Here is a 16,520-nt window from a genome sequence, read left to right on the forward strand (position 1 = left end):
CATCAGGCGCCCAGCCCCGCGCAGGCCTGCAGCGCCGCCTCGGTGCCCTGCTGCACGATGGCTGCGCGCCAGGCGTCGGTGTCGGTGTAGAACGCGGCCAGCAGCCGCTGCTTGATGGCCTGGGCCTGCGGCGCACCCACCTCCGGATGGTTCTCCAGCCACTGGTCGCCGCGCATCGCCTCGATGGTCTCGCGCAGCGGCACGGTGCCGTACTCCAGCGCGATGCCGGTGTATTCCGCCTGCGGGCACTCCTGGTAGGCCGCCATCCACATCAGGCCTTCGAGCTGGGCCGAGCTGGAGCTGCCGTCGTGGATGGAGGTCACGGCCGGCCCCCACCATTGCTGAGCCCGCGCCCAGGCCTGGGCATCGTCCTGGCAGGCGAAGATGCGTTCGCCCACGCCGGTGGGGCCCAGGCCGGTGTGGAAGTCGATCCAGCCGAGACGCTCGCAACGCTGGCCATGCTCCTGCAGCACGTGGCGCAAGGTCTGGTGGCTCCAGGTCGGGTTGGCGCCGCCGTAGAACAGGCCCTGGGGGTGCGTGTACTGGCCGCCGCTGATCGCCTGCTGCAAGGCCTTTTCGCCATGCTGTGCGAGGAAGCGCATCAGCACCGCTTCGTTTTCGGGCGTGGGTGGCCACTGCGGTGGCACCAGCGCGTGCGCGATCTCCTCATAGCCCGGGTTGGTGGGCGGCGGGCGGGAGAAGTCGATGAAGTTGCGGTTCAGGTCCACGTTTTCATGGGTGGTGCGCCGCCACCATGAAAAACCGTAGGGGTTGAGGGCGTGGATGTAGAGCACGGCGGCGCCCGCCGCGTCGGCCGCACGATGAAAGGCCGGGTCCGACAGCAGGGCGATCTGCACGCCGGAGCCGCAATAGCCTTCCACGCCATGGCAGGCGCTGGTCAGGACCAGCAAGCGCCTTGCGTCGGCGGCGCCGAAACGCGCCACGTCCATGGCCAGCACCTCGCCGTCGCGGCCCAGCAGCGGGTGGCGGTGGCTGTGCACATCCAGGCCGGCAGTCTCGGCAGCGGCCAGGAACTTCTCGCGCGCCTCCCGGTAGCTGCGGGAGAAGAACTCGGTGACGGAAGAGGGCATCAGTGGCCCTTCAACGCGGCGTGGCCAGCCACTGCTCTGCCATGCGCACCCATACCGTGGCCCCCAGCGGAATCAGGTCGTCGTTGAAGTCGTAGCTGGGGTTGTGCAGCATGCACGGCCCCATGCCATGGCCGCCCGCGCGGTGCGCGCCGTCGCCGTTGCCGATGAGGAAGTAGCAGCCCGGCTTGGCCTGCAGGAAGTAGCTGAAGTCCTCGGCGCCCATCGTAGGCTCGAAGTCCAGCACATTGGCCGGCCCCGCCACATCGGCCAGCACCTGCTGCACGAAACGGGTCTCGGCCTCGTGGTTGATGGTGGGCGGGTAGTTGCGGTCGAACTGGAACTCGCAGGACGCCTCGAAGGCGGCGCAGGTGGCTTCGGCGATGGTCTTCATGCGCCGTTCGATCAGGTCCAGCACCTCGGTGGTGAAGGTGCGCACCGTGCCTTCGATCACGCACGCTTCGGGCACCACGTTGGTGGCTTCGCCGGTGTGGATCATGGTGACCGAGATCACCCCGGTGTCGATCGGGCGCTTGTTGCGCGAGATGATGGTCTGGAAGGCCTGCACCATCTGGCAGGCTGCCGGCACCGGGTCGATGCCCAGGTGCGGCATGGCGCCGTGCGCGCCCTTGCCGCGGATCGTGATCTTGAACTCGTTGCTGGAGGCGAACACCGGGCCGCTGCGCACCGCGAACTGGCCGACCTGCAGGCCGGGCCAGTTGTGCACGCCGAAGATGGCCTCCATCGGGAAGCGCTCGAACAGGCCGTCCTTCATCATCTCGCGTGCGCCGCCACCGCCTTCTTCGGCCGGCTGGAACACCAGGTACACGGTGCCATCGAAGTTGCGGTGTTTGCTGAGGTGCTTGGCCGCCGCGAGCAGCATGGCGGTGTGGCCATCGTGGCCGCAGGCGTGCATCTTGCCGGGGTGTACGCTGGCATGGCCGAAGGCATTGCGCTCGGTCATGGGCAGCGCGTCGATGTCGGCGCGCAGGCCCACGGCCCGCGACGAGCTGCCGTTCTTCACGATGCCGACCACGCCGGTCTTGCCCAGGCCCCGGTGCACCTCGATGCCCCATTCAGAAAGGGCCTTGGCAATCAGGTCCGCGGTGCGGACCTCCTCGAAGCACAGTTCCGGGTGTTGGTGGATGTCGCGCCGCAGCGCAGCAATGCTGGCCGCGTCGGCCAGGATGGACTCGATCAACTGCATGCTGGTCTCCGGATCGCTGGCCGCTGCGGGCCGCGCTCGATGGAAAAAGGCATCTTAATGCCGCAACAAGTTGTTTGCCCGAGTGGGGCATGGCGGCTTGTGGCCTGTGCGATATTCGCCCGATGGAAGCCGCTGCCACCACCGTACGTGCTGCCTGCCCGCACGACTGCCCCGACACCTGCGCGATGCGCGTCACCGTGCAGGACGGCCGCGCGATCCGCGTGCAGGGGGACCCCGAGCACCCCACCACCCACGGCGCGCTGTGCACCAAGGTCAGCCGCTATCCGGAGCGTACCTACCACCCGGACCGGGTGCTGCATCCGCTCAAGCGCGTGGGCCCCAAGGGCAGCGGGCAGTTCGAGCGCGTGAGCTGGGACGAGGCGCTGGCTGACATCGCCCAGCGCCTGCAGGCCATTGCCGCACGCGACCCCCAAGCCATCCTGCCCTACAGCTATGCCGGCACCATGGGGCTGGTGCAGGGGGAGAGCATGGCGGGCCGGTTCTTCCACCGGCTGGGCGCGTCGCTGCTGGATCGCACCATCTGCGCCGCCGCCGGCGGCGAGGCGCTGCGCCAGACCTATGGCGGCAAGGTCGGCATGCATGTGGAGTTCTTTGCAGAGAGCCGGTTGATCGTGATCTGGGGCAGCAACTCCATCGCCTCCAACCTGCATTTCTGGACCTTCGCGCAGCAGGCCAAACGCAACGGCGCCAAGCTGGTGTGCATTGACCCGCGCAAGACCGAAACCGCCGACAAGTGCCACCAGCACATCGCGCTGCTGCCCGGCACCGACGGCGCGCTGGCGCTCGGCCTGATGCACGAGCTGATCGTGCACGGCTGGCTGGACCTGGACTACATCGCCCGCCATGTCGAAGGCTTCGATGCGCTGCGTGAGCGCGCCCTGCAGTGGCCGCCGGAGCGGGCGGCGCAGGTGTGCGGCATCACGGCCGACGAAGTGCGTGGCCTGGCGCGCGACTACGCCAGCATCGCGCCCGCCGCCATCCGCTTGAACTACGGCATGCAGCGTGTGCGGGGCGGTGGCAACGCGGCACGCCTGGTCGCGCTGCTGCCCTGCCTGACCGGCGCCTGGCGCCATCGCGCCGGCGGGCTGCTGTTCTCCAGCTCCGGCTGGTTCCCCACCAACCCGCAGGCCCTGCAACGGCCCGACCTGCTGACCGGCCGGCAGCCGCGCACCATCAACATGAGCACCATCGGCGACGACCTGCTGCGACCGGGCTCGCCCGAGTTCGGCCCGAAGATCGAGGCGGTGGTCGTCTACAACAGCAACCCGGTGGCGGTGGCGCCGCAGTCGCCCAAGGTGACACAGGGCTTCCGCCGCGAGGATCTGTTCACCGTGGTGCTGGAGCACTTCCTCACCGACACGGCCGACCACGCCGACTATGTGTTGCCGGCCACCACCCAGCTCGAGCACCTGGACGTGCACCTGAGTTATGGCCACACCTACGCGCTGCTCAACGAGCCGGCCATTGCGCCGGTGGGCGAGGCCAAGCCGAACACGCAGGTGTTCCGCGAGCTGGCGGCCCGCATGGGCTTCACCGAACCCTGTTTTGCCGACAGCGACGAGGCGATCGCCCGCGTGGCCTTCCGCGGCGACGCGGTGAGCTTCGACGCCCTGCGCACCCACGGTTGGGTGAAGCTGCCACTGCCCGACGCCCCGTTTGCCGAGGGTGGCTTCCTCACGCCCTCTGGCAAGGCGGTGGCCTGCGCCCCCGGTGTGGACCTGCCTGACCACCTGCCCAACCACGAGAGCGCCGCCGCCACGCCTGCACTGCATGCGCGCTTTCCGCTGGCAATGATCTCCCCGCCGGCGCGCAACTTCCTCAACTCCACCTTCGTGAACGTGGTGAGCCTGCGTGCAATCGAAGGCGAGCCCCTGCTCGAGATCCACGAGCAGGATGCCGCACCGCGCGGCATCCACAGCGGCGCGATGGTGCGCGTGTTCAACGAGCGCGGCGAATACCGCTGCCGCGCCGAAGTGAGCGTGCGGGCGCGGCCCGGCGTGGTGAACGGCCTGGGCGTGTGGTGGCGCAAGTTCGGGCCGGACGGCACCAATGTCAACGAGGTCACGCACCAGCAGCTCACCGACCTGGGCCGCGCGCCCAGCTTCTACGACTGCCTGGTCGAGGTGGCGGCGGTTTGACGGGGATGCGCCGTTTTGTGCGTGCGGGGTGGTGGCTGCTGCTGGCCGCGGCGGTGGCAGCGGGCCTGGCCGGCTGCGGATCGGTGAGCTACTTTGCGCAATCGGTGCACGGCCACCTGAGCCTGATGGGTGCCGCCCGCCCGGTGCCCGACTGGCTGGACGATCCGCAGACCCCGCCCAAGCTGCGCGAACGCCTGGTGCTGGCCAGCCGCATGCGCGAGTTCTCGGTGAGTGAGCTGCACCTGCCGGACAACAACAGCTACCGCCGTTTTGCCGACCTGAAGCGTGGCGCCGCGGTGTGGAACGTGGTGGCCGCGCCAGAGCTGTCGCTCACGCTCAAGACCACCTGCTTCCCGGTGGTGGGTTGCGTGGGCTACCGTGGCTTCTTCGAGCGGGCCGCGGCCGACAAGGCGGCCCAGGAGTTGCGCGAGCAAGGCTACGAGGTGTCGGTGTACGGCGTGCCGGCGTATTCCACCCTCGGCTGGACCAACCTCTTTGGCGGCGACCCGCTGCTGTCCACCTTCATCAGCTACCCCGAAGGGGAACTGGCCCGCATGATCTTCCATGAGCTGGCGCACCAGGTGGCCTATGCCAAGGGCGACACCATGTTCAACGAGTCCTTTGCCACCACGGTGGAAACCATCGGCGGCGAGCGCTGGCTGCAGCGGCACGCCGAACCGGCGGCGCGCGAGGAGTACGAGCGCTATGACGCCCGCCGGCGCGACTTCCGCACGCTCACCCAGCGCTACCGCGACCAGCTGGACGCGCTGTTCAAGAGCGACAAGCCCGATGTTGACAAGCGCGCCGGCAAGGCCGCGCTGATGCGGCAGATGCGCGAGGACTATGCGCGCCTGAAGGCCGAACGCTGGGGCGGCTACAGCGGCTATGACGCCTGGTTCCAGAATGCCAACAACGCGTCCCTTGGCGTGCAATCGGCCTACACCGCGCTGGTGCCCAACTTCCAGCGCCTGTTCGAGCGCCAGGGTGGCGACTTCGACCGGTTCTATGCCGAGGTCAAGCGCCTGGCCGCCTTGCCGCGCGACGAACGCCGCGCCACACTGGGCGCCGACCGCTCACTTGCCACCGATTGACCTCGAACAGTCCCCATGGCTGACATCCACATCCGACGCGACCACACCCTCGGCCTGCCCAAGGCCCGCAAGCTGGCCTGGGCCTGGGCCGAGAAGGTGGAGGAGAAGTTCGACATGGAGTGCACGGTGATCGAGGGCGACACCAGCGACACGGTGGAGTTCACCCGCAGCGGGGTGACCGGCCAGCTCACCGTGGCCCCGGATCATTTCGAGCTGGAGGCCAAGCTCGGGTTCCTGCTCGGTGCCTTCAGCAAGACCATCGAAGCGGAGATCGAGAAGGAGCTAGACGCTCTGCTCAGCGCAAAGAAGGCGAAGCCGGCGAAGCGCTGACACCGTCGTTCTGGCGGCGGTGTCAGGGGCAGGCCGTCCAAGGCTGGCGCGTGGCCCACTTCACTCATGTCCCCCGGCGGCCCGATCAGCGCGCCGGCCCACGCGCGTTGCGTTTACTTCAACGACTCGATCAGGTCGATGTACTCCTGCATGGCTTCTTCGCTGCTCTTGCCCTTCAGGCCGTCCCAGGCGTCGAACTTTGCGCGGCCCACCATGTCGGTGAAACCGGGGCGCTTGCCTTCCACGTCACCTGTGGTGGCCTGCTTGTACAGCGCGTAGATCTTGAGCAGGGTCATGTTGTCCGGCTTCTCCGGCAACTGTTTGGATTCGGCGACGGCTTGTTCGAATTGCGCTTTGAGGTCGGCCACGGGAAGTCTCCTGCGTGAAAATCGGAATTGACGGGGGCAATGGTACTCAGCATCGTCCCGATCCAGCAGGGCGCGCGCCCTAGAACAGCAAACCCGGGAGACCCGACTGATGCCCAAGGCCATCGAGCGCATGTCGCGCGTGGACACTGCGTGGCTGCGCATGGACACCGACGCAAACATCATGATGATTGTCGGCGTCTGGATGCTGGAGCCCCGGCTGTCCTACGAAGCGCTGTGCGAGCGCGCCTCAGCCAGCCTGCTGAAGTACAACCGCTTCCGCCAGCGTGTGGTCGAAGACGCCATGGGCGCGACCTGGGTGGAGGATGAGCACTTCGACATCCATCACCACGTGCAGCTGGAAACGCTGCATCGCAAGCGCGGCCAGACGGCGCAGGCGGCGCTGCAGCAGCGGGTGGCGGAGCTGGCCGCCACCCCGCTGGACCCGGCGCACCCGCTCTGGCAGTTCCAGCTGATCGAGGACGTGGACGGCCAGAGCGCGCTCATCTGCCGCATCCACCATTGCATCGGCGACGGCATCGCGCTGATCTCGGTGATGCTGTCCATCGCGGATGGCGGCAAGCCACCGCCGGCACGCAAGCAGAAGGCCGACGACGAGAGCGACTGGTGGACCGACGCGCTCATCAAGCCGCTCACGGGCCTCACGGTCAAGGCGATCGGCATGTATGGCGATGGCGTGGCCAAGTCGGTGGAGATGCTGGCCAACCCGTACCAGCCGCTGTTCGGCTCGGTGGAGATGGCCAAGACCGGGTTCCAGGTGATCAATGACGTGGCGGCGCTGGCGCTGATGAGCGACGACTCGCCCACGCGCCTGAAAGGCAAGGCCACGCCGGGCAAGCGGGTGGCCTGGGGCCAGCCGCTGCCGCTGGAAGAGGTGAAGGCGGTCGGCAAGGCCTTCAACTGCTCCATCAACGACGTGCTGCTGGCCAGCGTGGCGGGCGCCATCGGCGACTACCTGCGCGACAAGGGCGACGATCCCGCCGGCAAGGAGATCCGCGCCATGGTGCCGGTGAACCTGCGGCCGATGGACAAGGCCCACCAGTTGGGCAACCGCTTCGGCCTGGTGCCACTGACGCTGCCGATCGGCATCGCCAACCCGGTGGAGCGGCTGTATGCCGTGCGGGCCCGCATGAATGAACTCAAGGGCAGCTACCAGCCGCTGCTGGCCTTTGGCGTGCTGGCAGTGGCCGGACTCCTGATCAAGCCGGTGCAGGCCGCGCTGCTGAACATGTTCGCCAAGAAGGCCACGGCGGTAATGACCAACGTGCCAGGCCCCAAGGAGCCGCTGAAGTTCTGCGGCAGCACGGTCAGGCAGGTGATGTTCTGGGTGCCGCAGTCCGGCGACATCGGCATGGGCGTGAGCATCCTCAGCTACGGCGGCGGGGTGCAGTTTGGGCTGATCACCGACCGCAAGCTGTGTCCGGACCCGGAGGCGATCATCGAGCGCTTCGCGCCCGAGTTCGAGAAGCTGCTGATGCTGGCGCTGATGTTGCCGTGGGAGCCTGCCTGAGCCGCGGGCCCTCGGCGGCTCATTCGTCTTCCAACTCGGCCTTGGCCATCTCCACGTCCAACCGCTCCATCGCGTCCATCGGCGTGCAGGCGGCGGCGTCGGCGTAGAGCTTTTCCGCTTCCTTCATCTTCTTGTCGCCTTCGAGCATCACCAGCCCGTTGGCGTACTCCACCATCGCGATGGCCGACGTGGGGTTGAGCTTGAGGGCTTCCTTGTACATCTTCAGGCCGGTGTCCTTGCTCGCGCCCTGGGTCTTGCCCAGCAGCGAGCCCACCTTGTCGATCACCTCGGCATGGAAGGCGCCCAGCGCGATGTGGGCGTCGGCGTGCTTGGGCGCCAGCTTGATGGTGGTTTCCAGCGCCGTCTTCACCTTGCCGCCCAGGCCCTGGGCCAGCGCCTTGGCCACGCTGATGCCCTGGCTGTAGCGGCCCAGCGCATAGGCCATCCAGTAGTGCGCGTTGGGGTTCTTGGGCTCGGCGCCGGCCTGTGCCTCGGCGCGCTCGGCCACCTCCATGAACATCACCAGCTTGGTCTTTTCGTTCTTTTCCAGGTAGTTGGCGTAGATGGCCTGCGCCTTGTTGGCCACCGTGATGCCGGCGTCGCCCGCCTTCAGGCCCGCCTCGTGGGCCTTCTGGAATTCACCGGCGTGGAACAGCGCCCAGGCGGCCAACACCTTGTCGTCCTTGGGGAAGGGCTCGGCGTCGCCGGCATGCAGGCGGGCCCAGTGTTTCTTCAGCGCCGCGGCGTCGTAGCTGTACTCGGCGTTGTCGTAGGGAAAGGCGGTCCACTTGGCCATGCTGAAAGTCTCCTTGGGGGCGTTGAAGGGCAGGGCGTTCAGGACGCCTTCTGGTATTGGCTCACCAGCGCGTGCAGGTGGTCCTTGGCAGCGGGTTCGAGGTAGGGCATGAGCAGGCACAGCACGTGGTGAGCGCCTCGGGCCAGCGCCATGCCGGCGCTCTCGGGCTCCAGCGCCTTGCGCGGGTCGCGCACGTATTCGTAGCTCAGCCAGTAGGTGAGCACCACCACCATCGCGCTGGCCACCGGCTCGGCCTCGCGGCTGTCGATGCGCACCGCGCTGCCGCGCGACAGGCCATCCAGCACCGACTGCACGGCGCGCGACTTGTTCTTCAGCACGTACTGGAAATGCGTTTCCAGGCGCCGGTTCTTGCTGAGCAGGTCGTTGAGGTCGCGGTAGAGGAAGCGGTACTGCCAGATCAGCTCGAACAGCATGTGGAAGAACAACCACGCGTCCTCCACGTTGCGCACGTTGTCGGCCGCATGCAGCAGCTCGTTGAGGGACTTTTCATAGCGGTCGAAGAGCGAGTTGATCAGCTCGTCCTTGGCCGGGTAGTGGTAGTAGAGGTTGCCCGGGCTGATGTTCAGCTCGGCCGAAATCAGCGTCGTGGAGACGTTGGGCTCGCCAAAGCGGTTGAAGAGGTCGAGCGTGACCTCGAGGATGCGCTCGGCGGTGCGACGCGGTTTTTTGGGCTGCATGGGGCGGCGGGTCTCCTCCGGGGCCAATCTACCAAAGTCCCCGAGAGAGGCCTACCCAGGCGTTGCTTGCGCGCCCAACGCGTCACCGCACCCCCGCCTAGAATCGCGCGCCATGGCGGTTTGCTTCGATCACATCTCCAAGACCTACGCCGGTGCGCACCGCCCCGTCCATGCCCTGCAGGACGTCAGCTTCCAGATCGAGGATGGCGAATTCTTTGGCCTGCTGGGCCCCAACGGCGCCGGCAAGACCACGCTGATCGCCATCCTGGCCGGCCTCACGCGTGCCACCCAGGGCCGGGTCACTGTGAACGGGCACGACGTGGTGGGCGACTACGCCGCGGCCCGCAAGGCGCTGGGCATCGTGCCGCAGGAGCTGGTGTTCGACCCGTTCTTCAACGTGCGCGAGGCCTTGCGCATCCAGAGCGGCTACTTCGGCGTGCACAACAACGAGGCCTGGATCGACGAGCTGCTGGAGAGCCTGGGCCTGGCCGACAAGGCCGGCGCCAACATGCGCCAGCTCTCCGGCGGCATGAAACGCCGCGTGCTGGTGGCGCAGGCGTTGGTGCACCGACCGCCGGTGATCGTGCTGGACGAGCCCACGGCCGGCGTGGACGTGGAACTGCGCCAGACGCTATGGCAGTTCATCGCCCGGCTGAACCGGCAAGGCCACACGGTGCTGTTGACGACGCACTACCTGGAAGAGGCCGAAGCGCTGTGCGGGCGCATCGCCATGCTCAAGCAGGGCCGCATCGTGGCACTGGACCGCACCGCCAACCTGCTGGCCGGCACCGCGAGCACCATGCTGCAGTTCAAGACCGACCAGGCACTGCCCGCCTCGCTGGCCGACCGCGCACGCATCACCGGCCGCATCGTGCAGCTCACCGCGCACGACGCCGCCGAGGTGGAGGCGCTGCTGCGCCAGCTGCGCGAGGCGCGTGTGCCGGTGGAGGACCTGGAGATCGGCCGCGCCGACCTGGAGGACGTGTTCCTGGAGATCATGCAGTCGCCTGGGCACCTGGAGGCTGCTGCATGAGCCGCCGGGCCGCTCCCAAGGCGAATACCGCAGCCCGCAGGGCGGAGGTTGCCAGATGACCGCCATCAGCCTGGAGGGCGCTCGCACCCTGTTCTACAAGGAGGTGCTGCGCTTCTGGAAGGTGAGCTTCCAGACGGTGGCTGCGCCGGTGCTCACGGCGGTGCTGTATTTGCTGATCTTCGGCCACGTGCTGGAAAACCGGGTCGAGGTGTTCAAGGGCGTCGGTTACACCAGCTTCCTGGTGCCCGGGCTGGTGATGATGAGCGTGCTGCAGAACGCGTTCGCCAACAGCTCGTCCTCGCTGGTGCAGAGCAAGATCACCGGCAACCTGGTGTTCCTGCTGGTCACGCCGCTGTCACACTGGGCCTGGTACGTGGCCTACGTGGGCGCGTCCATGGTGCGCGGGCTGGTGGTGGGGCTGGGCGTGTTCCTGGTCACCGCGTGGTTCGGGCCGCCGAGTTTTGCGGAGCCGGGCTGGATCATCGTGTTCGCGGCGCTGGGCGCGGGCATCCTGGGCACGCTGGGGCTGATCGCCGGGCTGTGGGCCGACAAGTTCGACCAGATGGCGGCCTTCCAGAACTTCATCATCATGCCCATGACCTTCCTGTCGGGCGTGTTCTATTCGGTGAAGTCGCTGCCGCCGTTCTGGTACGAAGTGAGCCACCTGAACCCGTTCTTCTACATGATCGACGGCTTCCGTCGTGGCTTCTTCGGCGTGAGCGACGTGTCGCCCTGGTTGAGCCTGGGCATCGTGGGGGTGGCCTTCATCGCGGTGGCCACGCTGGCGCTGCGGCTGCTGGCCAGCGGCTACAAGCTGCGGCCCTGATACGATCGGGGCACCATGGCCGACCCGACCGCCGACGACGTTCGCGACTACATCGCCCAGGGCTTGCGCTGCGAGCACCTGGAAGTCGAGGGTGACGGCCGCCATTTTTTTGCCACCATCGTGGCCGCCGAATTCGAGGGCCTGCCGCGTGTGCGGCGGCATCAAAGGGTTTACCAGGCCCTGGGCGATAGAATGCGCGAGCAAATCCACGCGCTGTCCATGAAGACGCTGACGCCCGCCGAGTGGGCCCCCTCTGCCAACGCCGCCGGTTCCACCCCAGCGGCAGGACACCACCACCACTGACACCCACCCGTGGCCGTTGCCGCGGGTGGCGGGAAAGCGTCACCCCTCGACGCCCACCTGTCCGCCCGCCGCAGGCCGCCTCCCGGAAGGCCTGATCCATGGACAAACTTCTCATTCGCGGCGGACACCGCCTCCAGGGCGAGGTGCAGATTTCCGGCGCCAAGAACGCGGCGTTGCCCGAACTGTGCGCCGCGCTGCTGGTGCCCGGCCCGGTGACCCTGCACAACGTGCCGCGCCTGCAGGACGTGGCCACCACCTTGAAACTGGTGCGCAGCATGGGCGCCACCGCCGAGCGCTCCACCGAGCGGGCCGACGAAGTGGTGATCGACGCCTCCAAGATCCACGCGCCGGTGGCGGTGTACGACCTGGTGAAGACCATGCGGGCGTCCATCCTCGTGCTGGGGCCGCTGCTGGCGCGTTTTGGTGAATCGCGCGTGTCCTTGCCCGGCGGCTGCGCCATCGGCTCGCGCCCGGTGGACCAGCACATCAAGGGCTTGCAGGCGATGGGTGCGGACATCGTGGTGGAGCACGGCTACATCGTGGCCAAGTGCAAGCGCCTGAAGGGTGCGCGCATCACCACCGACATGATCACCGTCACCGGCACCGAGAACCTGATGATGGCCGCCACCCTGGCCGAAGGCGAGACGGTGCTGGAAAACGCGGCGCAGGAGCCGGAGATCCCCGACCTGGCCGAGATGCTGATCGCCATGGGCGCCAGGATCGAAGGCCACGGCACCCGCAAGATCCGCATCCAGGGCGTCGAGGCGCTGCATTCGCCGGCGCAGCCACACCGCATCATCCCCGACCGCATCGAGACCGGCACCTTCCTGTGCGCGGTGGCCGCGGCGGGCGGTGACGTGACCTTGCGTGGCGCCTGCCTGCACCACCTGGACGCGGTGGTGGACAAGCTGCGCGAGGCCGGGGTCACCATCGAGGCGGGACCGGACTGGATCCGCGTGAAAGCCGACAAGCGCCCGCGCGCGGTGGGCTTCCGCACCACCGAATACCCGGGGTTCCCGACCGACATGCAGGCCCAGTTCATGACGGTGAACTGCATCGCCGAGGGCGCCGCGATGATCAACGAAACGATCTTCGAAAACCGTTTCATGCACGTGAACGAACTGGTGCGCCTGGGCGCGCGCATCGACATCGACGGCCACTCCGCCATGGTGAACGGCGTGGAGAGCCTGTCCGGTGCCACCGTGATGGCCACCGACCTGCGCGCATCGGCCAGCCTGGTGATCGCCGGCCTGGTGGCCAAGGGCGAAACGGTGGTGGACCGCATCTACCACCTGGACCGCGGCTACGACCAGATGGAAGCCAAGCTGCGCGGCATCGGCGCGGACATCGAACGGGTGAAGGAATGAGCGGAGTGCCCACATGCTGACCCTTGCCCTGTCCAAGGGACGCATCTTCGAAGAGACGCTGCCGCTGCTGAAGGCCGCCGGCATCGAGGTGGACGAAGATCCGGAGCGCTCGCGCAAGCTGATCTTTGCCACCAGCCGGCCGGACGTACGCGTGGTGCTGGTGCGCGCCACCGACGTGCCCACCTATGTGCAGCATGGCGGCGCGGACATCGGCGTGGCCGGCAAGGACGTGCTGCTGGAGCACATGGCGTCCTCGTCCGGCGGTCTGTACCAGCCGCTGGACCTGCGCATCGGCCAATGCCGCATGAGCGTGGCGGTGCGCGATGACTTCGACTACGCCGCCGCCGTGAAACAAGGCTCGCGCATCCGCGTGGCCACCAAGTTCACCCACACCGCGCGCCAGCATTTCGCTGAAAAGGGCGTGCACGTGGACCTGATCAAGCTGTACGGCTCCATGGAGCTGGCGCCGCTCACCGGCTTGGCCGATGCCATCGTGGACCTGGTGTCCACCGGCAGCACGCTGAAGGCCAACCACCTGATCGAGGTGGAGAAGGTCATGGACATCTCTTCCCGCCTGGTGGTGAACCAGGCGGCCCTCAAACTCAAGCGCGAGCCCATTCGCGCGCTGATCGACGCCATTTCCTCTGCCATTCCAAACGCCATCGCATCATGACGCTGAACCTTCGCCAACTGCAGACAAGCGCCCCGGACTTCGAAGCGGAGTTCCAGCGCGTGCTGCATTGGTCGGCGGAGGCAGACCATGCGATCGAGGAGCGGGTGGCCACCATCCTGGCCGACGTGAAGGCGCGCGGTGACGCGGCCGTGCTGGAGTACACCCAGCGCTTCGACGGCCTGCAGGCCGGATCGGTGGCCGCGCTGGAGCTCACGCGTGAGGAGCTGAAAGCCGCGCTGGAGGTCATCACCCCGGCGCAGCGCCAGGCGCTGGAGGCCGCCGCGGCCCGAGTGCGCAGCTATCACGAGCGTCAGTTGCAGGCCTGCGGGCTGAGCTGGAGCTACCGCGACGAGGACGGCACGCTGCTCGGCCAGAAGGTGACGCCCCTGGACCGGGTGGGCATCTACGTGCCCGGGGGCAAGGCTGCGTATCCGTCCAGCGTGCTGATGAATGCCATACCGGCCCAGGTGGCGGGCGTGGGCGAGATCGTGATGGTGGTGCCGACACCGGCGCGCAGCGCCGGATCCAATGTCGCGCGCGGCGAGAAGAACGCGCTGGTGCTCGCCGCCGCCTATGTGGCGGGCGTGCACCGGGCGTTCACGATCGGCGGCGCGCAGGCGGTGGCGGCGCTCGCGCACGGCACGGCCACCATCCCGCGCGTGGACAAGATCACCGGCCCGGGTAACGCCTACGTCGCCGCCGCCAAGCGCCGCGTCTTCGGCCAGGTCGGCATCGACATGATCGCGGGGCCCAGCGAGATCCTGGTGCTGGCCGACGGCAGCACGCCACCCGACTGGGTGGCGATGGACCTGTTCAGCCAGGCCGAGCACGACGAGCTGGCGCAGAGCATCCTGCTGTGCCCGGACGCCGGCTACATCGCCCAGGTGCGCGCGGCCATCGAGCGCCTGCTGCCGGGCATGCCGCGGCGCGACGTGATCCGCGCCTCGCTGGAAGGCCGAGGCGCGCTGATCCACACGCGGAGCATGGAAGAGGCTTGCGAGATCAGCAACCGCATTGCGCCCGAGCACCTGGAGATCAGCGCGCGCGAGCCGCAGCGCTGGGAGCCGCTGCTGCGCCATGCGGGGGCGATCTTCCTGGGCGCCTACACCAGCGAGTCGCTGGGCGACTACTGCGCCGGCCCCAACCATGTGCTGCCCACCTCGGGCACCGCGCGCTTCTCGTCGCCGCTGGGCGTGTACGACTTCCAGAAGCGCTCCAGCCTGATCGAGGTGAGCGCGGCGGGCGCCCAGGTGCTGGGGCCGATTGCCGCCGAGCTGGCCTACGGCGAGGGGCTGCAGGCGCATGCCCAGGCGGCCGAATTCCGACTGACCGACCGCACCGCAAAGGACACCTGATGAGCAGCCTGCAACAACGCCTGCAGAACACCGTCCGCCAGGACGTGCAGTCCATGCACGGCTATGCCATCCAGCCCAGCGCGGGCCTGGTGAAGCTCGACGCGATGGAAAACCCGTTCCGCCTGCCCGAAGCGCTGCAGCGCCAACTGGGCGAGCGCCTGGGGCGCGCGGCGCTCAACCGCTATCCCGTGGCCTGTGTGCACGAGGCCCTGAGTGCGCTGTCGCGCTTTGTCGGCGTGCCTGAGGGCTGCTCGCTGATGCTGGGCAACGGATCGGACGAGCTGATCACCATGCTCAGCATGGCGGTCGCCGTGCCAGGGGCCTGCGTGCTGGCGCCGCTGCCGGGTTTCGTGATGTACGAGATGTCGGCCAGGCTGCAGGGGCTGCAGTTCTTGGGCGTGCCGCTCACGGCGGATTTCGAGCTGGACGAGCCCGCGATGCTCGCGGCGATCGAGACGCACAGGCCGGCCATCGTCTACATCGCCTACCCCAACAACCCGACCGCCAACCTGTGGAACGACGAGGTGATCGACCGCATCGTGGCCGCGGTCGGCCGGCAGGGCCGTGGCCTGGTGGTGTTCGACGAGGCCTACCAGCCGTTTTCTTCGCGCAGCTGGCTGCAGCGCATGGCGCAGCATGAGCACGTGCTGGTGATGCGCACGCTCAGCAAGTTCGGCCTGGCCGGTGTGCGGCTCGGCTACCTGGTGGGCGCCACGCCCCTCATCCAGGAGATCGAGAAGGTGCGCCCGCCCTACAACGTGAGCGTGCTCAACGCCGAGGCCACCCTGTTCGCGATCGAGCATGCGGACGAGTTCGCCCGCCAGGCGGCGGTACTGCGCGCCGAACGCGAGCGCCTGCAGGCCGCGCTGAAGCAGATGCCCGGCGCCCAGCCGTTCCCCAGCGAGGCCAACATGATCCTGGTGCGCGTGCCGGATGCCCGGCGTGCCTTCGAGGGCATGAAAGAACGTGGCGTGCTGGTCAAGAATGTGTCCACCATGCACCCGCTGCTGGCCAACTGCCTGCGCCTCACGGTGGGCACGCCGGACGAAAACACCCTGATGATCGACGCCCTGAAAGCGAGCCTGTGATGGAACCCCGCGTCGCTGAAGTCCAGCGCAACACCAAGGAAACGCAGATCCGCGTGCGCATCAACCTCGACGGCGCCGGCGAGGCCAAGCTGCACACCGGCATCGGCTTCTTCGACCACATGCTGGACCAGATCGCCCGCCACGGCCTGATCGACCTGGACATTGCCGCGCAGGGCGACCTGCACATCGACGGCCACCACACGGTGGAAGACGTGGGCATCACGCTGGGCCAGGCGGTGGCCAAGGCGGTGGGCGACAAGAAGGGCCTGCGCCGCTACGGGCATGCCTACGTGCCGCTGGATGAAGCGCTGTCGCGCGTGGTGGTCGATTTTTCCGGCCGGCCCGGGCTGCACATGGACGTGCAGTTCAAGGCCGGCACGATCGGTGCATTCGACACCCAGCTTGCGTTCGAATTCTTCCAGGGCTTTTCCAACCACGCCGGCGTCACCTTGCACATCGACAACCTCAAGGGCGACAACGCGCACCACCAATGCGAGACGATCTTCAAGGCGTTTGCCCGCGCCGTGCGCATGGCGCTGGAGGTCGATCCGCGCGCGGCCGATGTGATCCCGTCCACCAAAGGCTCCCTCTGATGAACCAGCCCCCACGC

General features: G+C 67.8%; 17 protein-coding genes. 12 read left to right on the plus strand and 5 right to left on the minus strand.

Annotation, left to right across the window (positions count from 1 at the left end):
- Positions 1 to 2: 2 nt before the first annotated feature.
- Together VPH43_RS23290 and VPH43_RS23295 are read right to left on the minus strand one after the other, a co-directional pair.
- Positions 3 to 1,091 carry a M14 family metallopeptidase gene (locus VPH43_RS23290; RefSeq protein ID WP_328580160.1) on the minus strand — a complete coding sequence of 363 codons (1,089 nt, stop codon included), beginning with the start codon at positions 1,089 to 1,091 and terminating at the stop codon, positions 3 to 5.
- Positions 1,092 to 1,101: 10 nt separating this feature from the next.
- Positions 1,102 to 2,295 carry a M20 aminoacylase family protein gene (locus VPH43_RS23295; RefSeq protein ID WP_328580161.1) on the minus strand — a complete coding sequence of 398 codons (1,194 nt, stop codon included), beginning with the start codon at positions 2,293 to 2,295 and terminating at the stop codon, positions 1,102 to 1,104.
- A 122-nt stretch (positions 2,296 to 2,417) separates the two neighbouring features.
- Between VPH43_RS23295 and VPH43_RS23300 the strand changes: the two genes are divergently transcribed.
- From VPH43_RS23300 to VPH43_RS23310, 3 genes are read left to right on the plus strand one after another with little or no spacing between them, the layout of a single operon-like run.
- A complete protein-coding gene (locus VPH43_RS23300; RefSeq protein WP_328580162.1) occupies positions 2,418 to 4,454 on the plus strand; it encodes a molybdopterin-containing oxidoreductase family protein in 2,037 nt (678 codons plus the stop codon).
- A gap of 5 nt (positions 4,455 to 4,459) precedes the next feature.
- Complete coding sequence (locus tag VPH43_RS23305; RefSeq protein WP_328580227.1) at positions 4,460 to 5,545, plus strand: aminopeptidase; 1,086 nt, start codon at positions 4,460 to 4,462, stop codon at positions 5,543 to 5,545.
- Positions 5,546 to 5,560: 15 nt separating this feature from the next.
- A complete protein-coding gene (locus tag VPH43_RS23310; RefSeq protein ID WP_328580163.1) occupies positions 5,561 to 5,875 on the plus strand; it encodes a polyhydroxyalkanoic acid system family protein in 315 nt (104 codons plus the stop codon).
- 113 nt (positions 5,876 to 5,988) lie between these two features.
- On the opposite strand, the gene VPH43_RS23315 is transcribed toward VPH43_RS23310, so the two are convergent.
- A complete protein-coding gene (locus VPH43_RS23315) occupies positions 5,989 to 6,243 on the minus strand; it encodes an acyl-CoA-binding protein (protein WP_328580164.1) in 255 nt (84 codons plus the stop codon).
- A gap of 109 nt (positions 6,244 to 6,352) precedes the next feature.
- Between VPH43_RS23315 and VPH43_RS23320 the strand changes: the two genes are divergently transcribed.
- Positions 6,353 to 7,771: a wax ester/triacylglycerol synthase family O-acyltransferase gene (locus VPH43_RS23320; protein ID WP_328580165.1), complete on the plus strand. Its 1,419-nt coding sequence runs from the start codon at positions 6,353 to 6,355 to the stop codon at positions 7,769 to 7,771.
- A gap of 19 nt (positions 7,772 to 7,790) precedes the next feature.
- On the opposite strand, the gene VPH43_RS23325 is transcribed toward VPH43_RS23320, so the two are convergent.
- A complete protein-coding gene (locus VPH43_RS23325; RefSeq protein WP_328580166.1) occupies positions 7,791 to 8,567 on the minus strand; it encodes a hypothetical protein in 777 nt (258 codons plus the stop codon).
- Positions 8,568 to 8,605: 38 nt separating this feature from the next.
- Positions 8,606 to 9,265: a TetR/AcrR family transcriptional regulator gene (locus VPH43_RS23330; protein WP_328580167.1), complete on the minus strand. Its 660-nt coding sequence runs from the start codon at positions 9,263 to 9,265 to the stop codon at positions 8,606 to 8,608.
- Between the two features lie 112 nt (positions 9,266 to 9,377).
- Here VPH43_RS23330 and VPH43_RS23335 point away from each other — a divergent pair, with 112 nt between their 5' ends.
- From VPH43_RS23335 to hisB, 8 genes are all read left to right on the plus strand, one after another.
- The gene (locus VPH43_RS23335; RefSeq protein ID WP_328580168.1) at positions 9,378 to 10,298 is read left to right on the plus strand and encodes an ABC transporter ATP-binding protein; all 921 of its coding nucleotides are present in this window, start codon (positions 9,378 to 9,380) and stop codon (positions 10,296 to 10,298) included.
- A gap of 55 nt (positions 10,299 to 10,353) precedes the next feature.
- The gene (locus VPH43_RS23340) at positions 10,354 to 11,124 is read left to right on the plus strand and encodes an ABC transporter permease (RefSeq protein WP_328580169.1); all 771 of its coding nucleotides are present in this window, start codon (positions 10,354 to 10,356) and stop codon (positions 11,122 to 11,124) included.
- Positions 11,125 to 11,139: 15 nt separating this feature from the next.
- A complete protein-coding gene (locus VPH43_RS23345) occupies positions 11,140 to 11,427 on the plus strand; it encodes a BolA family protein (RefSeq protein ID WP_328580170.1) in 288 nt (95 codons plus the stop codon).
- A 98-nt stretch (positions 11,428 to 11,525) separates the two neighbouring features.
- Positions 11,526 to 12,794: a UDP-N-acetylglucosamine 1-carboxyvinyltransferase gene (gene murA / locus VPH43_RS23350; protein WP_328580171.1), complete on the plus strand. Its 1,269-nt coding sequence runs from the start codon at positions 11,526 to 11,528 to the stop codon at positions 12,792 to 12,794.
- Between the two features lie 13 nt (positions 12,795 to 12,807).
- Positions 12,808 to 13,467 carry an ATP phosphoribosyltransferase gene (gene hisG / locus VPH43_RS23355; RefSeq protein ID WP_328580172.1) on the plus strand — a complete coding sequence of 220 codons (660 nt, stop codon included), beginning with the start codon at positions 12,808 to 12,810 and terminating at the stop codon, positions 13,465 to 13,467.
- The gene (hisD, locus tag VPH43_RS23360; RefSeq protein ID WP_328580173.1) at positions 13,464 to 14,822 is read left to right on the plus strand and encodes a histidinol dehydrogenase; all 1,359 of its coding nucleotides are present in this window, start codon (positions 13,464 to 13,466) and stop codon (positions 14,820 to 14,822) included. The genes hisG and hisD overlap by 4 nt, the downstream gene beginning before the upstream one ends.
- Positions 14,822 to 15,910 (plus strand): histidinol-phosphate transaminase, encoded by a 1,089-nt coding sequence (gene hisC, locus VPH43_RS23365; RefSeq protein ID WP_328580174.1) that lies wholly within the window; start codon positions 14,822 to 14,824, stop codon positions 15,908 to 15,910. Before hisD ends, hisC begins: the two co-directional genes overlap by 1 nt.
- Positions 15,910 to 16,503: an imidazoleglycerol-phosphate dehydratase HisB gene (gene hisB, locus VPH43_RS23370; RefSeq protein WP_328580175.1), complete on the plus strand. Its 594-nt coding sequence runs from the start codon at positions 15,910 to 15,912 to the stop codon at positions 16,501 to 16,503. The genes hisC and hisB overlap by 1 nt, the downstream gene beginning before the upstream one ends.
- Positions 16,504 to 16,520: the final 17 nt, after the last annotated feature.

The organism is Ideonella sp. BN130291 (assembly GCF_036231905.1).
Lineage (GTDB): Bacteria > Pseudomonadota > Gammaproteobacteria > Burkholderiales > Burkholderiaceae_C > CAMLIZ01.

Bases quoted from the DNA above. Each gene is read 5' to 3' on its own strand.
- VPH43_RS23290 (WP_328580160.1), bottom strand. From the start codon at position 1,091: ATGCCCTCTTCCGTCACCGAGTTCTTCTCCCGCAGCTACCGGGAGGCG.
- VPH43_RS23295 (WP_328580161.1), bottom strand. From the start codon at position 2,295: ATGCAGTTGATCGAGTCCATCCTGGCCGACGCGGCCAGCATTGCTGCG.
- VPH43_RS23300 (WP_328580162.1), top strand. From the start codon at position 2,418: ATGGAAGCCGCTGCCACCACCGTACGTGCTGCCTGCCCGCACGACTGC.
- VPH43_RS23305 (WP_328580227.1), top strand. From the start codon at position 4,460: ATGCGCCGTTTTGTGCGTGCGGGGTGGTGGCTGCTGCTGGCCGCGGCG.
- VPH43_RS23310 (WP_328580163.1), top strand. From the start codon at position 5,561: ATGGCTGACATCCACATCCGACGCGACCACACCCTCGGCCTGCCCAAG.
- VPH43_RS23320 (WP_328580165.1), top strand. From the start codon at position 6,353: ATGCCCAAGGCCATCGAGCGCATGTCGCGCGTGGACACTGCGTGGCTG.
- VPH43_RS23325 (WP_328580166.1), bottom strand. From the start codon at position 8,567: ATGGCCAAGTGGACCGCCTTTCCCTACGACAACGCCGAGTACAGCTAC.
- VPH43_RS23330 (WP_328580167.1), bottom strand. From the start codon at position 9,265: ATGCAGCCCAAAAAACCGCGTCGCACCGCCGAGCGCATCCTCGAGGTC.
- VPH43_RS23335 (WP_328580168.1), top strand. From the start codon at position 9,378: ATGGCGGTTTGCTTCGATCACATCTCCAAGACCTACGCCGGTGCGCAC.
- VPH43_RS23340 (WP_328580169.1), top strand. From the start codon at position 10,354: ATGACCGCCATCAGCCTGGAGGGCGCTCGCACCCTGTTCTACAAGGAG.
- VPH43_RS23345 (WP_328580170.1), top strand. From the start codon at position 11,140: ATGGCCGACCCGACCGCCGACGACGTTCGCGACTACATCGCCCAGGGC.
- murA (WP_328580171.1), top strand. From the start codon at position 11,526: ATGGACAAACTTCTCATTCGCGGCGGACACCGCCTCCAGGGCGAGGTG.
- hisG (WP_328580172.1), top strand. From the start codon at position 12,808: ATGCTGACCCTTGCCCTGTCCAAGGGACGCATCTTCGAAGAGACGCTG.
- hisD (WP_328580173.1), top strand. From the start codon at position 13,464: ATGACGCTGAACCTTCGCCAACTGCAGACAAGCGCCCCGGACTTCGAA.
- hisC (WP_328580174.1), top strand. From the start codon at position 14,822: ATGAGCAGCCTGCAACAACGCCTGCAGAACACCGTCCGCCAGGACGTG.
- hisB (WP_328580175.1), top strand. From the start codon at position 15,910: ATGGAACCCCGCGTCGCTGAAGTCCAGCGCAACACCAAGGAAACGCAG.